We start from the raw sequence: 15,768 nt of genomic DNA, 5'->3' as shown, positions 1-15,768 counted from the left end.
TTCTCGTCACCTGGCGAGGGTGGGATGGTGCGGGCTGGCGATACCCGAGCATGGCGTGGTGGAGGTCCTTCAGGCTGCGTCGCGAAAGACTTCCAGGTCTTCACCATGCGGGTGAGTCACATGCCGCCCATCGACGGCATCGCCCCCTGCAGGCCCGGCAGCAGCCAGTCCTGGAATGGCGCGAGTGCGGCAAGCGCGAGAAACGCGACGCCCGCCACTCGGGCGAACAGCAGACCACGGGACCACAGCTTCTCAACGAAGATCATGACGGCCAGTGCGGCCATCGCCGCCACGTTCATCACGCCCAGCGGAACGAGGACGACCATCAGTCCTGCGCAGCAGCCGACACAGTAGGTTCCGTGGTGGACACCCACCCGAAGATCGCGGGCCGGCTGCCTGAACCCGGCATAGCGCACCAGATGACTCAGGGGATCGCGGCAATGCCGCAGGCAGACGTGCTTGAGAGGCGTGAGTTGGTACAGCCCGGCGAGCAGGAAGGCGACCGAACCGATCCAGCGGCCGGCGGTGGGACGTCCCTCCACGAGGTGCCCGGTGAGGGCCAGGGCGGCGTAGGCGAGCAGTCCGAACGCAGTCCACACGATCAGATAGCCGCCCACGAACTCTGCGGTGCGCACGGTCTGCGTCCAGCCGGAGGACTGACGGCCGATCCCCCGCACCCACGTGATGGCCACCGGTGCCATGGACGGCAGCATCATGGCCGCCATCATCGTCACCCACAGCACCAGGAACAGCGGCAGCGCCAGCCCCATCGTGCCGGGCTCGACTCCCATGTCGCGAGCCTGCCCGATCGTCAGCACCCAGGCGGGCACCGCGATCAGGACGACCACGAACCAGGCCGCCGCGAGATCCCGAGTCGGCAGCAGGCCTCCGCCCGCACCGGTCGGCGCGGGCGCCCGGGCGGATACGGAGGCGAAAGTTCGTTGACGCATCGGCGAGTGCTCCTGCGGATGCCTCCAGGACATCACGGATGCCACTGCGACGCGACCTCCCACACCCTGGAACGAGCACGTCGATGTGCCTTCCAGTTCCCAGTCACTGCACCGGCTGCAGGTCTCCCGGGAGCCGCCTGGTCCTCGCGACTCCCGCAGCCGCAGGACTGCTGCACCGGCAAGAGGTGGCCGCGTCCCCGACATCGTTGTCGAGGACGCGGCCTGCGCTGGACGCGACCTATGGGGCGCGGCGACGCCGGCGGGTGCGGTGCGCGCCCGCCTGTCCCGGGGGTGGGGTCGCCTTACGGCGTGTAGACGGCGTCACTGCCGTACAACTCTCGGGTGAACGCGGAGACATCGGAGCTGCGGTCGGTGCCGTCGAGGTTGTACGTCAGGTAGACGCCGTACCCCTCACTGACGGTGCGACGGGCGAGACTGGCCACCGTGCTCTGCGAGGTCCCGCCGATTTCCACGGCCGCCGGCGACAGCTTCGACTTCGGCAGTGCGATCCCGGGGACCTGCCAGGTGCCGTAGTACGGGTTCCAGGCGTAGTCGAACTTGGAGGAGATGTCGACGCCGCCGTAGGAGAGACGCGATGCGGACGGGCCGATGTTGTACAGGCTGATGATCTTGTTCGGCATGTTCGCTCGCAGCGCCGTCACCAGCTGCACGAACGAACTGGCGTTGGGCTGGCCGGTGCCGTTGTTGCCGTACTCGGCGTACTCGTCGTCGAAGTCGATGCCGTCGAGCCCGTACTTGGCCACGGCGTCGGACAGTTGTGTGGCGAACGCCGAAGCCGCCTGCTGGGACGGGAAGTTGGCGAAGCCGGCGCCCTGGTGGTTGCCGAGCACGGAGAGGACGACCTTGATGCCCTTCTGCTGCAACGGCCGTATCTCTGTGGCGGCGTTGTCGAGGACGCGCTGCACGTTGTCGTTGAAGTACAGATACGCCGCCTTCTTGCTCGTGTCGTAGTTGATGTTCGCCGCGAAGATCACGGCGACGTCGAACACGTTGCCGCCGCCGTTGGCGAGGGTGTACTTGCCGACGTTCTTCATGCTGTTGTTGTTCACCTCGACGTACGCCACCGAGGTCGGCCCCTGTTTCGCAGGGGCGGTTGCCGCTGCCGCGCCGGTCGTCGCGGTCGTGCCGAGAGCGAGGACCGCGACGGCCGAGAGCGCGAGCGCGGCCATCCGCGCTCTGCTCCGCACCAGAGTTGACATCGTTGATCGGTCTCCCATCGCGTGGGGCGGCGCCCCGACCTGTTTCGAAAGCGCCGAGTGAGCCTTCCGGGTTTTCCGCTCCCGTGAGTGATTCCCGAGAAGCGTGCGCCAACTCTTCACGACTCCCCCCAACTCCCCTGCGGTAGCTGGTCCTTGGGAAAGAGGATGCGGTGGCTGGTCCTGGGGAAAGACGGTGGAGCGTCTTCTCAGGCCAGGCGCCACAGGTGGTCGTCGGTCCCGTTGTCGTCGAACTGCACCACCTGCGCGCTGTTTTGAGTCGACATCCCGTCGACGCCCAGAACCTTGCCACTGTGCCGGTTGCGCACCAGGAACCAGCCGTCGCCCTTGTCGATCAGAGTCCAGAGGTGGTCGTCGGTGCCGTTGTCCTCGTACTGGACGACGTGTGCGCTGTTCTGGGTCGACATCCCGTCGACGCCCAGGACTTTGCCGCTCTGGCCGTTGCGCACCAAGTACCAGCCGTCACTCTGATCGAGCAGTTGCCAAGCATGGTCCCCGGTACCGGTGTTGTCGAACTGCACAACCCTCGCACTGTTCGCCGTGGACATCCCGTCGACGGCCAGCACCTTCCCGCTGTGCTTGTTGAGGATGCGCCGGTACGGCGGCTCGGGCAGCCACGTCCGGCCGTTCGGTGATGTTGTCGGGAACGACGTGATCCGTAGGCGTGCCGCGCCCATCGGGACGAGCGTGACGTGCTCGACGGCACCGGTCGCTCGCGCCGGGCTCTGCTGGAGCGGGGCGATTACGTGTTCGTCGTCCGCGACCCACTCCGGGAGGCGGCGCGCCTGGGCGGTGAGTGTCAGTGGGGTGGTGTCGTGGGTGAAGGGATTTGCGGCGACGGGGCCCTCGGCGCGGGTCAGTGCGAAGGTCGTGTCTGGTACGAGGCCGTAGTTCCAGGGTGTCGTGGCGTGCACCTCGTACTCAGGGAAGGTGTCGTCGCCCGCGTAGCGGACGTACTGTTCGCCGATGCGCAGCCCGTAGGTCAGCGGCCCGCGGGTCACGCTGACGGCGTCGTGGTTGGCGGACCAGGTGCGCACGGCGGTGCGCTGCGGGAAGGTGAGGGTGACACGGTCGCCGTCCTTCCAGGTCCGTTCCACACGTGCGAAGGAGGGTCCGTCCTGGGTCGGGACCGGCTGCCCGTTGACACGTAGTTGGGGGCCTGAGCACCAGCCCGGCACCCGTAGCAGAAGCGGGAACGAGACCGGTCGCGGCGTGGACAAGGTCAGGGTGACGGTCTCGTCGAAGGGGTAGTCCGTGTCCTCGGTGATGGTGATCGCAGTGCCGGAGGCGACGGTGGCGCGAACGCTGCTCGGCGCGTACATCGCGGCGGCAAGTCCTCCGTCCGAGGTGGCCAGCCATAGCTCCTCGCTGAAGTAGGGCCATCCCATTCCATAGTTGTGGGGGCAGCAACGGTACTGGTCGACGCCAGGCTGGTACGACTGCATGGCGAAGCCGTTCTGGAACTGCCCCTGGGTCTTGTGGACGTTGTTCAGGTCCACGCTGTTGGCGCTGGTGATGTAGTGCACGCCCTTGCCGTCGGGACCCAGGGCGGCGGGCAGCATGTTGAATGCCAACTCCTCGCAGCGGTCGGCCCATACGGGATCGCCGGTGATCCGGGTCAGCAGTTCGTGGCTGGCCATGAACTCGACGATGCCGCAGGTCTCGAACCCCTGCCGCGGATCGCCGAAGCCGGGTCTGATGTTCTCGTCACCGGCGATCCCACCCCCGGGGAACTGGCCGTACCCGCCCAGGACTTGGTCGTAGGTGCGGTAGGTGGCCTGGGTCAGGTCGGCCGAGCCCGTGCGCTGGGCGTACTGCGCCGGTTCCCGGAAGCCCTGTGCGATGTTGACGTTGTGCGGCGAGGGCAGGGGGCCGGTCCAGTCGGCACCCCAGGCGTGCATCTTGTCGACGAGATCGAGCAGGAACGCCTCCCCTGTGCGACGGTACAGCCACACAGCGATGTCCATGCCGTCGCCCCAGCGCAGCGAGACCCAGCTCGTGTCGAACGCGCCCCGTCCCTGGGCGTTCATGAAGCGCAGGAACCGGACGAGGAAGGGCACGATCCGTTCGTCACCCGTGTATTCCTCGTACGTACGCAACGCCTGGAGCAGGGGCAGGAACGGCCAGAAGTCGGGGCCGCCGTTCAGGGAGGTGCGCAGCGCCCGAGGTCCGAAGAAGCCGTCGTCCTGTTGCGTGGTGAGGACCGCGTCGAACCAGCGGCGGGCCTGGTCAAGGGCGGCGGCGTCGCTGGTGGCGATGGCGAGGGGGACGTATCCCCTCAGCCAGTAAGGGAGTTCCTCCCAACCGTCATGGTCGGGGTGCGCCCAGCCGCTGGTCGTGAGGTCGAGGAAGTGGGAGCGCGCGGCGTAGCGGCCGCACAGGCCGGCGAGTTGCAGGCGGAGTTGGCCGGCGAGCCAGCCTCGCGGTGTGATGCTGCCGGGCCGTAGACGGGTGAAGGTGTCGGCGGCGAGGCCGCTTGCGGCGGCAGCGGCCGGCGCTGCCGGGAGCGCGGCGCCGACTGCGAGGGAACTGACGGCGAGGCATCCGGATTGCAGGAAGCGGCGTCGGGGGAAGGGGCGTGGGGCGGGGGGCATGCGGCTTCTCCTGTTGGAGGGTGGGAGGTGGGAAGCGGCGTTCGAGGGGCGAAGGGCGGGGCGCGATCCGGATGGCGGGCGATGGTGTGCAGGTCGCCTGCCATCGGGGTGGCGGGAGGCTCTGCGTCGGTGCATCGGCCGGCAATCCAGGCTCCCGGGGAGGCAGCCACCGAGACCGCTGTGGGTTCAGTCGCGATTGGTCGGAGTCGTATTGCTGCCCCTTACGGTGCGGACAACGTTGTCGCGACGACACGGACAGCGCCTGCGCGCCATCGAGTTGGGGCATGGGGCCGTCGGCCGAGGCTGTGACGGTGCCGCCCCCGTCCAGGATGGTGCCGCGGTTGGCATGGCCTGCGGACAACTCGGCCGGCCCATGGGTCGGTTCGCGACCCGGATCGACCTCTACGAGATCGCCGACCACCGGGTTCGCGATGACGCCCACGGCGTGCCCAGCCGAGAAGAACGAAGGGAAGCATCGCCTGAAGGGCCCCATGCGCACGAATCCTCCTTGCCCGGGGAAGGGTGGCGGTTCATTGCGTCAGTCGTTCTGTACAACGTTGTAAGGAAAGGCAGTTGGCATGACAGCACGACTTCCAGACCCTGTCCAGGGACATGACAAAACCTCGTTGGCGGGACACCTGTCGATGCACGAGGGGGCCGTCCTCCCAAAGGCCCTTCGAGGCTTGACCGCAACGAGGGTTCGCGCGCCCAGCATGGGCGGGTCTCGACGACTGATAGACCGGCGAACAGGGCCGACGCGACTCGTCGCCCACCCGCCGCAACGACTGACCGCAGTCCCGTCACCGGCGTGGTCCACCCCGCTTGTGGCCCTGGGGGGGAGGACACATCTCCCGGAGCACGATGCACGGCTTCGGCCCGGCAAGGAGCAGGCGCCCGGCGATTGGAGCCGTCAAGCCGCCGTCGCCCATCCGGTCGGCAAGCCGGACCGCTCCGAGTCGCTCGCCGGTCACGCAGCACCTCAGTTGACGCATGCCGATATAGGCATATGATGGCGCCATGGCACGAGCAGCGACGACCTCGGACGCGTTCAACGCGATCGCCGAACCGCAGCGACGGGACATCCTCGTGCTGCTGCGGGGCGGCGAGCGGCCGGTGACCGATCTGGCCCGGGACCTGGGCATGACCCAGCCGCAGGCGTCCAAGCACCTGCGGGTGCTCCGGGAGGTCGGGCTGGTGCAGGTTCGCGGGGCGGGCAAGCAGCGGCTCTACGCCCTGGACGCCGGCGGGCTGCGGCCCATCCACGAGTGGGTGGGCGGCTTCGAGCAGTTCTGGAACGAGAGCTTCGACCGCCTGGACGAGTACGTGCGGGAGCTGAAGCAGACACGGCAGGAAGGACCACACGATGGCGACGACCAGTAGCGGCGGCGAGTCCGCACACGCGACCGCGGACCGCGAGATCGTGATCTCCCGGGTGATCGGCGCCCCGAGGGCTCTGGTGTTCGAGGCGTTCACGCGGGTCCGGCACCTGTCGCGGTGGTGGGGACCGGAAGGGTTCACGACCACGACACGATCCTTCGAGTTCCGCGTCGGCGGCGTCTGGGACTTCGTGATGCACGGACCGGACGGGACCGACTATCAGGAGTGGATCACCTGGCGGGAGATCGTCCCATCCGCGCGGATCGAGCTGCTGCACGGCGAGTCCCGCGACGACCCCAACGCCTTCGAGTCGGTCCTCGTCTTCGAACCCGCCGGCGAGCAGACCCGGATCGAGATGCGCACACTGTTCCCCACCAAGGAACTCCGCGACGAGGCCGTGGAGAAGTACCACGCGATCGAGGGCGGCGAGCAGACGCTGCGTAACCTGGCCGCCTACGTCGCCGAACTCACCCGGAACGAGACCACGTCGAAGGGAGAGGAGAGCTGATGGCCGGGAAGGTGTTCTTCAGTGTGACGATGTCGCTCGACGGCTTCATGGCACCCGAAGCCGTGCCCGTCGAGTACGTCTTCTCCCCCGAAGGTCAGACCGATCCGAGGGCCCGGCGTTGGATGATGAAGTGGTCGGAACTGCAGGCGTGGTTGTTCCCGCAGCGGTTCTTCAGGGAGAACCTCAAGCTCGGCGAGGGCGGCGAGGAGGGGATCGACAACGACATCGCCCGGGCTACGTACGAGCGCACGGGCGTGAGCATCATGGGTAGGCGGATGTTCGACGCCGGCGAGCTCGCGTGGCCGGAGGAGGCGCCGTTCCACACCCCGGTGTTCGTCGTCACCCACACCAAGCGTGACCCGTGGGAGCGGCCGGGCGGCACGACCTTCCGCTTCGTCAACGACGGCATCGAGAGCGCGCTCGACCAGGCCCGCGAGGCCGCCGGCGACCGCGACGTCCGCATCGCCGGCGGCGCCGAGACGATCCAGCAGTATCTGGACAGCGGCCTGATCGACGAGTTCTCGATCACCCTCGCGCCCGTACTGTTCGGCACCGGCATCCGCCTGTTCGACCACCTGGACCCCGACCGTCTCGCCCTCGATCAGACCCGCTCGGACGCATCGTCCCGGGTGACTCACCTGACCTACACCGTCGAGAAGCGCTAGTCGGCACACCACGCGCGGTTGCCCTCCCCCCGTCCCGCAGCTCCGCTCGCGCAGGGTGCGGCCGTCGGCCCGGCTGCGTACGTACACGGCCGCACCGCCGTGGAAGTCCCAGGGGTCAGTCGCAGCAGCCTGTCCGAAGACCACAACGACTGGCAGCGTTACCGGAATTCATGGGCAGATGGCCGACACCAGCAGGGTGGCCGCCGGTCGTGGTCCGTCAGCCGCCGGCCACGTCTGGACACTGATGCCGGTGAACCCGGCCTCGTCGAGGAGCTTGGTCCACACCTGCTCCCGGAGCACCCGGCGCGGCATCCAAGCTCCCTCGCCGTCCGCTGACTTCGCGGCGATCTGCCGGGAGACCACCTCGGCCTCGGCGACGTCGCCCGACAGGAAGTGAGCCAACGTGGAGAACACCAGCCGCCCGCCCGGCTTGAGCGCCGCGTAGGCCGTCGGAAGCAGTGCGCGGGGTTCCGTGAAGTCGACCGCCCCGAACACGCTGTACAGGACTTCGTACGACCGTGGCTTGGTCTGCAGGTGGGCGACCACGCCGGAGGCCACGATCTGCAGGCGTGGCAGGTGCCCGTACAGGTCGCAGGCCATCGTGATCTGACCGGGCGAGGCGTCCGCCGCGTCAACCCGGGCCACTGGGTGACGGGTCGCCAGGTACGCGGCGTGCCGGGCCGCTCCGGCGCCGAGGTCGGCACGTGCGCTCCGTCCAGCGCGCCGAGGACCTCGACGCCGGGACCGGCGTTCTGGCCCCAGATCCAGCGGAACGACTCGGCGACATCGCGGTCCGTGGCGGCACGGGAGCGGTCGTAGTGGTGCCAGAGGTCGGGTGCAGTGGCGGTCACCTGCCTCATCTTGGCCTCAGGCGCCCAAGGACACGCCGCTTCCCGCCCCAAGTCACCCTCAGTTGGTCCGTGATGGTGGCCTCGGCTTGTAGCCCGCACTTCGCCTGCGTTCCGCCACGGGTGCGGATCGACGTCTTACCCGTACCCCGCAATAGCGTGCAGCGTCTTCGTGACCGAACCGTCGACCATTATCCCGACGAGCGGAATGCGGTGCAGGAATCCGGGCACCTGCCCGCGCTTGGCCATGGCCGTGAGGAGGTGGGTGTAGCCCGCCTGACCCACAGGTCGGCGGACGCGGCATCTCGCACGGACCTGGGCCGGCCAGAACGGCGACGAATGCCGTCGTGTGCCTGACGGTGGACAGCGCTCCGCTCTTCGGAGCGTGCAACCCCGGACACCGCCTGCTCCGCCGCCGTCCTGGTCAACTACCGCACCGGGTAAGCCACTTACATCACTCAGGACCTACTCGGCACCCTCGTCCGGGTCGGTCGTGAACACCACGACCGGGCCCTTCTCCCCTGTGCGCTCTAGCGCATGAACGAGGCGTCAGAGCCACCGAAGCCCTGCCCCTGACCCAAGTCCAGGTTTCCTTCGGTGCCGAAGTCCGCGACGGCCTGATTGTCGAACGCAGGGCTCTGCCAGTCCTGGCTTCCCTGGCTGATGGGGCTGCTGGGAGCGCTGGGGCTGCTGGTTCCGAAGCTTCCTTGGCTGCTGGTCCCGAAGGCGCCCTGGTCATCGGTGTCCGCGTGGGCAGCGGTGGCACCGCCGAGGGCAACCAGGGCCCCGAGAGCGGTAGCGGCGAAGGCGATACGGATACGCATGGGTACTCCTGTGAATTGGGTGCTGTTCTCCCATCAACATCACCCGCGAGACGCAGGACGATAACCAGGAGCCACTCGGACGAGTGACACCGCCATGTCAGCTATCGGCATCGGTTGCCCCCGCGCGGAGCACCAGAAGAACCCTCTTGGTCAGGCGATCACAGCCCTCGTCACTTCACCTGGTCCGCCGCCGGATGCGGCGCGAACATGCCTCCGTTTCGGTCAAGTCGCAACCGGCGTCCAGGCGGCGGCGCACCACCCACATGGCAGTCGCGGCCCCTCCCCCGAGTACCGGGTGACCGCTCGGACGGAGACCCCAAGTCCCTCTCTTCGTGCGGCATTTCAACAATCGGGGCTTGGATGCGGCCGGGCGCGACGAACAACTCGTAGACGTTCCACGGGAGGCCGGTGACAGTCTCCCGCGCGCTGGATGACGGGCGCAGTGCCACAGGCGGCTGGGGGTCAGCGGTGGGGATCGGTGATCTCCCGCAGCGCTTCGAGGGCCTGTCTCAGCTGGCGGGTGCCCCGGGGGCCCAGGTGGGCCGTCCATTGCCCCTGGATCTCACGGACCACGGGCAGGCTCAGTTCGATGAGTTCGTGGCCGCGGGCGGTAATGGTGACCAGTCGGGCTCGCGCGTCGCGTGGGTCGGGCACGCGACGCACGTATCCGGCCCGTTCGAGCTGGTCGACGATCGACCCGATGGTCTGCTTGCTGACCTGGGACGCCTCGGCCAGCTCGGCCAGCCTCGAGCCCTCCGGACCGATCCGCTGGAAGACCCGTGCCTGGGTGAGTGAGATGTCGTGCCCGGCGGACTTCAGAGCGGACATCACGGCTGACTCCATGAAGCGGTACGGGATGAACATCAGGAGTGCCAAGTTGAGCTCGTCAGCGTCGTCGTCGGCCATACCTCCATCATTGCAGAAGGTCCGAGTCTCGTACTAATATAGTCCGAGACTCGGACCTATGGAGACGGTCATGGCCGACTCGGACACCTACTGGCCCGCCGTCCGCGCGACTCGTCTGCGGATCGCCGACCTGCTGGAAGACCTCACGCCCGCCGAATGGGAGCAGGAGTCGCTGTGCCAGGGCTGGCGTGTGCGGGACGTTGCGGGACACCTCGCCCTGGTCCCCACCATCACCACTTGGGACATGGTCGCGGTCGCACCGCGGGCACGCTTCGGCCCCGACCGGATCAACACCGTGCTCGCACGCCGACATGGCTCCCGCGATCCGGAAGACCTGATCGCCGCGATCCGCGGCCACGCCGGCACCCGGCGTACCGCGAAGGTGCTGGACACCCGCAACGCATTGTTCGATGCGATCGTCCACGGCCAGGACATCGCCCTCCCGCTCGCTCGACAGCTTCCCGTCCCGGCCGAGCACAGCCGCCAAGCACTGCGCCGCGTCTGGGCCATGGGCCGGCCCTTCCACGCCGAACGCCGCTTGGCCGGCTTCACGCTCCGGGCCACCGACACCGACTGGACGACGGGCCATGGGCCGGAGATCGCCGGCCCCGCCCTGGCCCTGCTGCTCCTCTCGACCGGACGGACCGCCTGCCTCGACGCCCTCCACGGCGACGGTGTCGACCGGCTCAACGCCACGCAGACACACCGCTGAGACGTCAACTCGCGCGAAAGGCAGAGCATTTGATACGTCACGCCAGCGACATGACCATCGGAATGACCCGGTTCAGGGTTTGTCGGGGTTGATCACCCTGGCGACGTCGCACAGATCATTGTTCAGCTGGTGATCACGCCCGGGAAGCCGGTGCACCTGCGCCTGCGGAATAGCGCGGGCATAGAGGTCGGCATGCGCGGGCGGGGCAGTGTCATCCTCGAGCCCGTGGAACACGTGCACCCGCGTACCGTGCGGCAGCCTCGCGCCGAGGTCGTCAGGCAGGTCGAACTCCTCGCCTGGCCAGCCGCCCCGGCCGACGAAGGGGGCGGCGATCAAGACGATCGTCGCAAGCCTGCACTCCGGCGGCTGTTCGGCCAGTGCATGCATGAGGATCGCCCCTCCCACCGAATGGCCGACCACGACCGCGCCGTCCTCCAGGTCCGCCACCTCCCGCCGAATGGCCGGGCTCCACCGGGCGTGACGTGGGTCGTCTTCGTCGGGCATACGCGGGTACCGGACCTCGTACCCCTCCCCCAGTTTCCGACTCAGGCTGTTGACCAGCTTGTCGTCCCATTCGTCGTGCACGCCCGCGCCGCCACCCTGGATGAACAAGACCTGCTGAATTGCCGTCATGGCAGTCATCCTTCGTGCCTTCGTACTACGCCGTTTGCTACCTCGCCACCTGTTGGCGCCCCCCTCAGCGTGCGGCGACACGGGCGGTCCAGCATCACAAGGCCGCCCACTTCCGTGAACCAGCCCCGTTCCCTGTTCCCCGCTCCCGTTCCCCGTTCCCGTTCACCGGCAACGCCCTGACGCTACGCCCACGGGAGTACACGTGATGACGACTCTCGGTGGATGATCTCGATTCCGGGGAGGGCAATGCTGTGGTCAGGGGCGATGGACGTGCTGCCCCACTCGCCCCTCCGCCTCATCCGTGACCGTGCCAGCTACCTGGATCGCCGGCCAGCAACAGAACGGGACCTCGCGTGGACGCCGACCCACAGGCCAGGCCGACAGAACCTCCGCCGTCGGCGGCGGATTCCGACGCCGCACCGCCAACTCCTCCACGGCGCCGGTCACGGCCCAGGCGGTGGTGGCGACGCCTAGCGCTCACCTGTTCCGTTCTCCTGATGGTCGTCACGACCGCGTCCTTGACCTACAACGCGTTCACCGCAGGCCGTGCCCAGCCCCCCAAAGGGCTGCGATACGTCCAGGCGGCCGACATCCGTACCCGGTACCGGACGTGGGGCACCAGCGGCTCGCCCGTCGTCCTCGTCCACGGCGCGTTCGAGCAGGTCGACACCTGGTCACGACTCGCACCGCTCCTCGCCCGTGATCACCGGGTCTACGCCCTGGACCTGACCGGAGACGGCTACAGCGAACGCCACGGCCCTTACACCGTCGAGCACTTCACCCGGCAGCTCTTGGGCTTCCTGACCGCCATGCATCTCGGCGGGCCGGGTGAACGCCCCCTGCTGGTGGGCCATTCCAGTGGAGCCGCAGTCGTCGCGGACGCCACCCTGCGCGCCCCGGGACGGATCGGGAGCGTGATGCTGCTCGATGGAGACGCCCTGAACACCGGCGCCGGTCCACCCTCGGCCTTCAAGTACGTACTGATCGACCCGTACCGCACCAGCCTGCTGCGCCTCGGACTCGGCATCGACGGGCTGATCCGCTCCGTGTACGACGCCCAGTGCGGACCGACCTGCCCGCACCTGAACGCCGCCGGCGTGGATCAGTGGCGTCGACCGTTGCAGGTGTCGGGTGCCGAAGCCGCTCTGTGGAGCATGCTCGGCGAGGGCGTGCCCGGCCTCCCCGCAGACCAGGTGGCCCAACTCGCCGCCCTGCACATCCCCAAGTCGGTCGTGTTCGGTGCCCAGGACGACGTGTTCAGCAAACAGTCCCCGCAGCAGACCGCCCGGCGCATCGGCGCACCACCTCCCACCCTCATCCCCGGAGCCCGCCACCTGACCATGATCTCCAGCCCAGGACAGGTCGCGGCAGCTGTGGAGGCCCTGGCAGGAGCGTCCTGATCTCTGTGGTCCGAGACCATGAAGTCCCGTTTCGCAGACGGGATTTGACAGGATGGTGGGTCAGGCCGCGTTGCTCGGGTTGAGAGCGAGGAGGCTTTCGGCCGTCTCCGCGATGGTGTCCTCGATGGGGCGCGGCCTCCAGCCGAGGAGGCGTTGGGCCTTCTCGGAGGTGGCGTCGAGGTTCTTGCCGAGGAGCTTGCGGAGGGTGCGCAGGTCGGGGTTGACCAGGGACAGACCTCTGGCCGCCCAGACGGGCATCTCCCGGGTGGGGGCGCCGTCGGCACTCTGCCCGAGGCGTTCGTGAAGGATCGCTGCGACTTCGCGGACCCACAGGCTCCGGCCCGACGTCGCGATGAAGCGTTCCCCTGCGGCGGCCGGGTCGGTCATGGCGCGCAGATGCAGGTCGGCCACGTCTCGTACGTCCACGTAGCCCGAGGCGAACTTCAGGGACGCCGGCATCGAGCCGTCGAGCATGCGCTTGATCAGGCCGAGGGACGGGGAGTAGTCGGGTCCCAGCACCGGGCCGAGAACTCCCGTGGGGTTCACGGTGGCGAGCTCCAGCCCGCCGCCCTCGGTCCTGATGAGGTCCCAGGCGGCGCGCTCCGCAAGGGTCTTGGACTTCTGGTACGGCTCGATGCCCGCGTCGACGTTGGTCCAGTCGTCCTCGGTGAATGGGGTGCCCCGGTCAGGATGGCCGTAGGCGACGGCGCCGATCGCCGAGGTGAGGACCACGCGTCGTACGCCTGCGTCCCGCGCCGCGCGCAGGACCCGCAGTACACCGTCGCGCGCCGGGGTGACCATCTCGTCGTCCGAGCGCGGGGTGCTCGTGAGGGTCGGCGACGCGACGTGCAGGACGGCGTCACAGCCCTGTACCGCCTCCGGCCAGCCCGCATCCTGGGTGAGGTCGGCGGTCACCACGCGCAGGGGCGCGTCCGGTGAGGCTCCGCCACGTTGCAGCATTGCCCGCAGTTCCGGCTCACGCGCCTGGTTGCGGACGGTCGTGCGTACCGAGTGTCCCGCGTTCAGCAGGGCGAGGATGCACCAGCTGCCGATGTATCCCGAGCCGCCTGTCACCAGCACTCCACCCATGGTCTCTGTTCTCCTTGCCAGTCATGTTCGAAGGCCCGCGTGCGTCAGACGTTGGCGTAGCCGGGGACGGTCGCCTTGATGCGCTCCAGTTCCGCCGCGTCGGAGACTCCTTGGAAGTCGTAACGGGGGGTGTAAGGGGCCTCCAGGCGGCGGGTTTCCGCCTCCGTGAGGTCGAGGTCGAGCGACGCTACGGCGTCGTCGATCTGCTCGATCGTGCGCGCTCCGACCAGGGGCGCGGCGACGACGGGATTGCGGCGCAGCCAGGCCAGGGCCACTCGGGCGCGACTGACGCCGTGTGCCTCGGCGATCGCGCCGACTTCATCGATGATCCGGCGGTCGCTGTCGGCGTTGGCCTTGTAGAGCATGTCGGCGTAGCCGCCGTCGGTGGCCGCTCGTGCGCCGGCGTTCGCCTGGTCGTAGGGGCGGGCGAGGCGGCCGCGGGCGAGCGGGCTCCACACCATGGTGGCCACGCCTTCGTCGGCGCACAGGGGGAGCATCTCGCGCTCCTCCTCGCGGGCCAGGAGGTTGTAGTGGTCCTGCATCGTGACGAAGCGGGCCCAGCCGTGGCGCTCCTGCAGGTGCAGGGCCTTGGCGAACTGCCAGGCGTGCATCGAGGAGGCGCCGAGGTAGCGGGCCTTGCCGGCCTTCACCACGTCGTTCAGGGCCTCGAGCGTCTCCTCCAGCGGGGTCTCGCTGTCGAGGCGGTGGATCATGTAGACGTCGACGTAGTCCGTGCCCAGGCGGCGCAGGCTGGCGTCGATCTCGGTCATGATCGCCTTGCGTGAGAGCCCGCCGCCGTTGGGGCGGTTCGGGCGCATCGTGTGGCGGACCTTGGTGGTGATGACGATGTCGTCGCGGTCTGCGTAGTCCTTGAGGGCACGGCCCAGGATCTCCTCGCTGGAGCCGTACGAGTACATGTTCGCCGTGTCGAAGAAGTTGATCCCCGCTTCGAGGGCGTGCTTGATCAGGGGGCGGCTCGACTCCTCGTCCAGCGACCAGACCGGGTGGCCGCGGTCGGGTTCGCCGTAGGTCATGGCGCCGATGGCGACCGGGGAGACGTCCAGGCCGGTGCGGCCCAGCTTGAGGTAACGCATGCGGGGGCTCCTAGAATGGGGAACGAGAGCAAACGGAGAACTCTCCGCCTGACGTCGTCGACAGTAACGGAGAGCTCTCCGCTTTGCAATCGGACGACCGCTCGTACGCCAGGAGGACCCATGCCCGACGCCGCCCCGCAGCGCTCGGACGCGCTCAAGAACCGCGAGGCGATCCTCCAGGTCGCCCACGACGCGCTCGCCGAGTCCCCGAACGCCTCCCTCAACTCGATCGCCAAGCGCGCGGGCGTCGGCCCGGGCACGCTCTACCGGCACTTCCCCACCCGCGAGGCGCTGCTCCTGGAGGTGCACCGCCATGACGTGAACCGCCTCACCAGCTCAGTGCCGGACGTCCTCGCCGCGCATGCCTCGCCGCTGGACGCGCTGCGCGACTGGTTCACCACGCTGGCCGCCTATGTACGCATCAAGCACGGCCTCGGGGAGGCACTGCACTCCGCCGCCGCGCAGGAGGCGGTCAGCGCGGCATGGCCTCCCGTCACCGCCGCCGTCGCTCAGTTGCTCGACGCGTGCGAACGCGCCGGCGAGGTACGCCCCGGCATCGACCCGGTCGACGTGATCATGCTCATGAGCTGCCTGTGGCGCACCCCGGACACCCCCGACGGCGCCGCCCAGACGGCACGCCTTCTCGAACTCGCCATCGACGGGTTCCGGCCCTGAGGACGACTCCGGATCCGAGTGGGCTGATGCCCACCGGGGCACCGGCCGGCCCCGCCTCCTCCTGGCGAGCCGGCACCCAGGCCGTTTCGTTCGGATCTTGCGAGGGTTGCCATACCTCCCGAATGGAAATGCAAGCCGAGGAGGCGGCGCGGCGTTGGCTGGCTGGCTGACCAGGGCGTTCGTCAAGTGCGCGACGGGGGGGTGAACGGCGACAAGCCGGAAGTGCTGCTCACAACAAGCCAGACAAGCCAGGTA

Annotated in this window: 15 protein-coding genes; 6 read left to right on the top strand and 9 right to left on the bottom strand. The window is 68.5% G+C overall.

Translation table 11 applies throughout. The features are described 5' to 3' along the window. Positions 1 to 116: 116 nt before the first annotated feature. The 3 genes from ACFU97_RS27995 to ACFU97_RS27985 all read right to left on the bottom strand — a co-directional run bounded on the left by ACFU97_RS27995 (position 117) and on the right by ACFU97_RS27985 (position 4,782). Complete coding sequence (locus tag ACFU97_RS27995; protein WP_384262014.1) at positions 117 to 986, bottom strand: DUF2182 domain-containing protein; 870 nt, start codon at positions 984 to 986, stop codon at positions 117 to 119. A 266-nt stretch (positions 987 to 1,252) separates the two neighbouring features. Further along, positions 1,253 to 2,170, bottom strand: a complete 918-nt coding sequence (locus ACFU97_RS27990) for an endo-beta-N-acetylglucosaminidase H (protein ID WP_384261788.1) — start codon at positions 2,168 to 2,170, stop codon at positions 1,253 to 1,255. Between the two features lie 206 nt (positions 2,171 to 2,376). Beyond that, positions 2,377 to 4,782 (bottom strand): beta-L-arabinofuranosidase domain-containing protein, encoded by a 2,406-nt coding sequence (locus ACFU97_RS27985; protein ID WP_384261785.1) that lies wholly within the window; start codon positions 4,780 to 4,782, stop codon positions 2,377 to 2,379. A 1,017-nt stretch (positions 4,783 to 5,799) separates the two neighbouring features. Here ACFU97_RS27985 and ACFU97_RS27980 point away from each other — a divergent pair. The 3 genes from ACFU97_RS27980 to ACFU97_RS27970 are packed head-to-tail and all read left to right on the top strand — an operon-like array spanning position 5,800 to position 7,332. Continuing rightward, on the top strand, positions 5,800 to 6,162 hold the full coding sequence (locus ACFU97_RS27980) for an ArsR/SmtB family transcription factor (RefSeq protein ID WP_384261783.1): 363 nt from the start codon (positions 5,800 to 5,802) through the stop codon (positions 6,160 to 6,162). Further along, the gene (locus tag ACFU97_RS27975) at positions 6,146 to 6,667 is read left to right on the top strand and encodes an SRPBCC family protein (RefSeq protein WP_384261780.1); all 522 of its coding nucleotides are present in this window, start codon (positions 6,146 to 6,148) and stop codon (positions 6,665 to 6,667) included. The genes ACFU97_RS27980 and ACFU97_RS27975 overlap by 17 nt, the downstream gene beginning before the upstream one ends. Then, positions 6,667 to 7,332 carry a dihydrofolate reductase family protein gene (locus tag ACFU97_RS27970; RefSeq protein WP_384261777.1) on the top strand — a complete coding sequence of 222 codons (666 nt, stop codon included), beginning with the start codon at positions 6,667 to 6,669 and terminating at the stop codon, positions 7,330 to 7,332. The genes ACFU97_RS27975 and ACFU97_RS27970 overlap by 1 nt, the downstream gene beginning before the upstream one ends. A gap of 168 nt (positions 7,333 to 7,500) precedes the next feature. Here the strand turns inward: ACFU97_RS27970 and ACFU97_RS27965 are convergent, their stop codons facing one another. From ACFU97_RS27965 to ACFU97_RS27955, 3 genes are all read right to left on the bottom strand, one after another. Further along, positions 7,501 to 7,977 carry a hypothetical protein gene (locus ACFU97_RS27965; protein WP_384261775.1) on the bottom strand — a complete coding sequence of 159 codons (477 nt, stop codon included), beginning with the start codon at positions 7,975 to 7,977 and terminating at the stop codon, positions 7,501 to 7,503. A gap of 733 nt (positions 7,978 to 8,710) precedes the next feature. Continuing rightward, positions 8,711 to 9,004 (bottom strand): hypothetical protein, encoded by a 294-nt coding sequence (locus ACFU97_RS27960; RefSeq protein WP_384261773.1) that lies wholly within the window; start codon positions 9,002 to 9,004, stop codon positions 8,711 to 8,713. Positions 9,005 to 9,466: 462 nt separating this feature from the next. After that, entirely contained in the window at positions 9,467 to 9,910 is a 444-nt protein-coding gene (locus tag ACFU97_RS27955) for a MarR family winged helix-turn-helix transcriptional regulator (protein WP_384261770.1), read from the bottom strand. Between the two features lie 70 nt (positions 9,911 to 9,980). Here ACFU97_RS27955 and ACFU97_RS27950 point away from each other — a divergent pair, with 70 nt between their 5' ends. Continuing rightward, positions 9,981 to 10,622 (top strand): maleylpyruvate isomerase family mycothiol-dependent enzyme, encoded by a 642-nt coding sequence (locus ACFU97_RS27950; RefSeq protein ID WP_384261766.1) that lies wholly within the window; start codon positions 9,981 to 9,983, stop codon positions 10,620 to 10,622. A 72-nt stretch (positions 10,623 to 10,694) separates the two neighbouring features. Here ACFU97_RS27950 and ACFU97_RS27945 read toward each other — a convergent pair whose 3' ends face one another. Then, complete coding sequence (locus ACFU97_RS27945) at positions 10,695 to 11,255, bottom strand: alpha/beta fold hydrolase (RefSeq protein WP_384261764.1); 561 nt, start codon at positions 11,253 to 11,255, stop codon at positions 10,695 to 10,697. Positions 11,256 to 11,752: 497 nt separating this feature from the next. Here ACFU97_RS27945 and ACFU97_RS27940 point away from each other — a divergent pair, with 497 nt between their 5' ends. Next, positions 11,753 to 12,655 carry an alpha/beta fold hydrolase gene (locus tag ACFU97_RS27940; protein ID WP_384261762.1) on the top strand — a complete coding sequence of 301 codons (903 nt, stop codon included), beginning with the start codon at positions 11,753 to 11,755 and terminating at the stop codon, positions 12,653 to 12,655. A 60-nt stretch (positions 12,656 to 12,715) separates the two neighbouring features. On the opposite strand, the gene ACFU97_RS27935 is transcribed toward ACFU97_RS27940, so the two are convergent. Together ACFU97_RS27935 and ACFU97_RS27930 are read right to left on the bottom strand one after the other, a co-directional pair. Further along, positions 12,716 to 13,744 (bottom strand): SDR family oxidoreductase, encoded by a 1,029-nt coding sequence (locus ACFU97_RS27935; RefSeq protein WP_384261760.1) that lies wholly within the window; start codon positions 13,742 to 13,744, stop codon positions 12,716 to 12,718. A gap of 44 nt (positions 13,745 to 13,788) precedes the next feature. Beyond that, entirely contained in the window at positions 13,789 to 14,838 is a 1,050-nt protein-coding gene (locus tag ACFU97_RS27930) for an aldo/keto reductase (RefSeq protein ID WP_384261757.1), read from the bottom strand. Between the two features lie 120 nt (positions 14,839 to 14,958). Here ACFU97_RS27930 and ACFU97_RS27925 point away from each other — a divergent pair, with 120 nt between their 5' ends. Beyond that, entirely contained in the window at positions 14,959 to 15,513 is a 555-nt protein-coding gene (locus ACFU97_RS27925; RefSeq protein WP_384261754.1) for a TetR/AcrR family transcriptional regulator, read from the top strand. Positions 15,514 to 15,768 lie beyond the last annotated feature (255 nt).

Origin of the sequence: Streptomyces sp. NPDC057616 (genome assembly GCF_042800575.1) — a bacterium.
In the GTDB taxonomy this organism is placed as follows: domain Bacteria; phylum Actinomycetota; class Actinomycetes; order Streptomycetales; family Streptomycetaceae; genus Streptomyces.
This window is presented reverse-complemented; position numbering and strand designations above follow the sequence as displayed.

What these genes read in the sequence shown, in the direction of transcription:
- ACFU97_RS27975 (WP_384261780.1), top strand. Translation starts at nt 6,146, where the DNA reads ATGGCGACGACCAGTAGCGGCGGCGAGTCCGCACACGCGACCGCGGAC.
- ACFU97_RS27945 (WP_384261764.1), bottom strand. Translation starts at nt 11,255, where the DNA reads ATGACGGCAATTCAGCAGGTCTTGTTCATCCAGGGTGGCGGCGCGGGC.
- ACFU97_RS27970 (WP_384261777.1), top strand. Translation starts at nt 6,667, where the DNA reads ATGGCCGGGAAGGTGTTCTTCAGTGTGACGATGTCGCTCGACGGCTTC.
- ACFU97_RS27935 (WP_384261760.1), bottom strand. Translation starts at nt 13,744, where the DNA reads ATGGGTGGAGTGCTGGTGACAGGCGGCTCGGGATACATCGGCAGCTGG.
- ACFU97_RS27925 (WP_384261754.1), top strand. Translation starts at nt 14,959, where the DNA reads ATGCCCGACGCCGCCCCGCAGCGCTCGGACGCGCTCAAGAACCGCGAG.
- ACFU97_RS27950 (WP_384261766.1), top strand. Translation starts at nt 9,981, where the DNA reads ATGGCCGACTCGGACACCTACTGGCCCGCCGTCCGCGCGACTCGTCTG.
- ACFU97_RS27990 (WP_384261788.1), bottom strand. Translation starts at nt 2,170, where the DNA reads ATGTCAACTCTGGTGCGGAGCAGAGCGCGGATGGCCGCGCTCGCGCTC.
- ACFU97_RS27955 (WP_384261770.1), bottom strand. Translation starts at nt 9,910, where the DNA reads ATGGCCGACGACGACGCTGACGAGCTCAACTTGGCACTCCTGATGTTC.
- ACFU97_RS27930 (WP_384261757.1), bottom strand. Translation starts at nt 14,838, where the DNA reads ATGCGTTACCTCAAGCTGGGCCGCACCGGCCTGGACGTCTCCCCGGTC.
- ACFU97_RS27980 (WP_384261783.1), top strand. Translation starts at nt 5,800, where the DNA reads ATGGCACGAGCAGCGACGACCTCGGACGCGTTCAACGCGATCGCCGAA.
- ACFU97_RS27985 (WP_384261785.1), bottom strand. Translation starts at nt 4,782, where the DNA reads ATGCCCCCCGCCCCACGCCCCTTCCCCCGACGCCGCTTCCTGCAATCC.
- ACFU97_RS27940 (WP_384261762.1), top strand. Translation starts at nt 11,753, where the DNA reads ATGGTCGTCACGACCGCGTCCTTGACCTACAACGCGTTCACCGCAGGC.
- ACFU97_RS27960 (WP_384261773.1), bottom strand. Translation starts at nt 9,004, where the DNA reads ATGCGTATCCGTATCGCCTTCGCCGCTACCGCTCTCGGGGCCCTGGTT.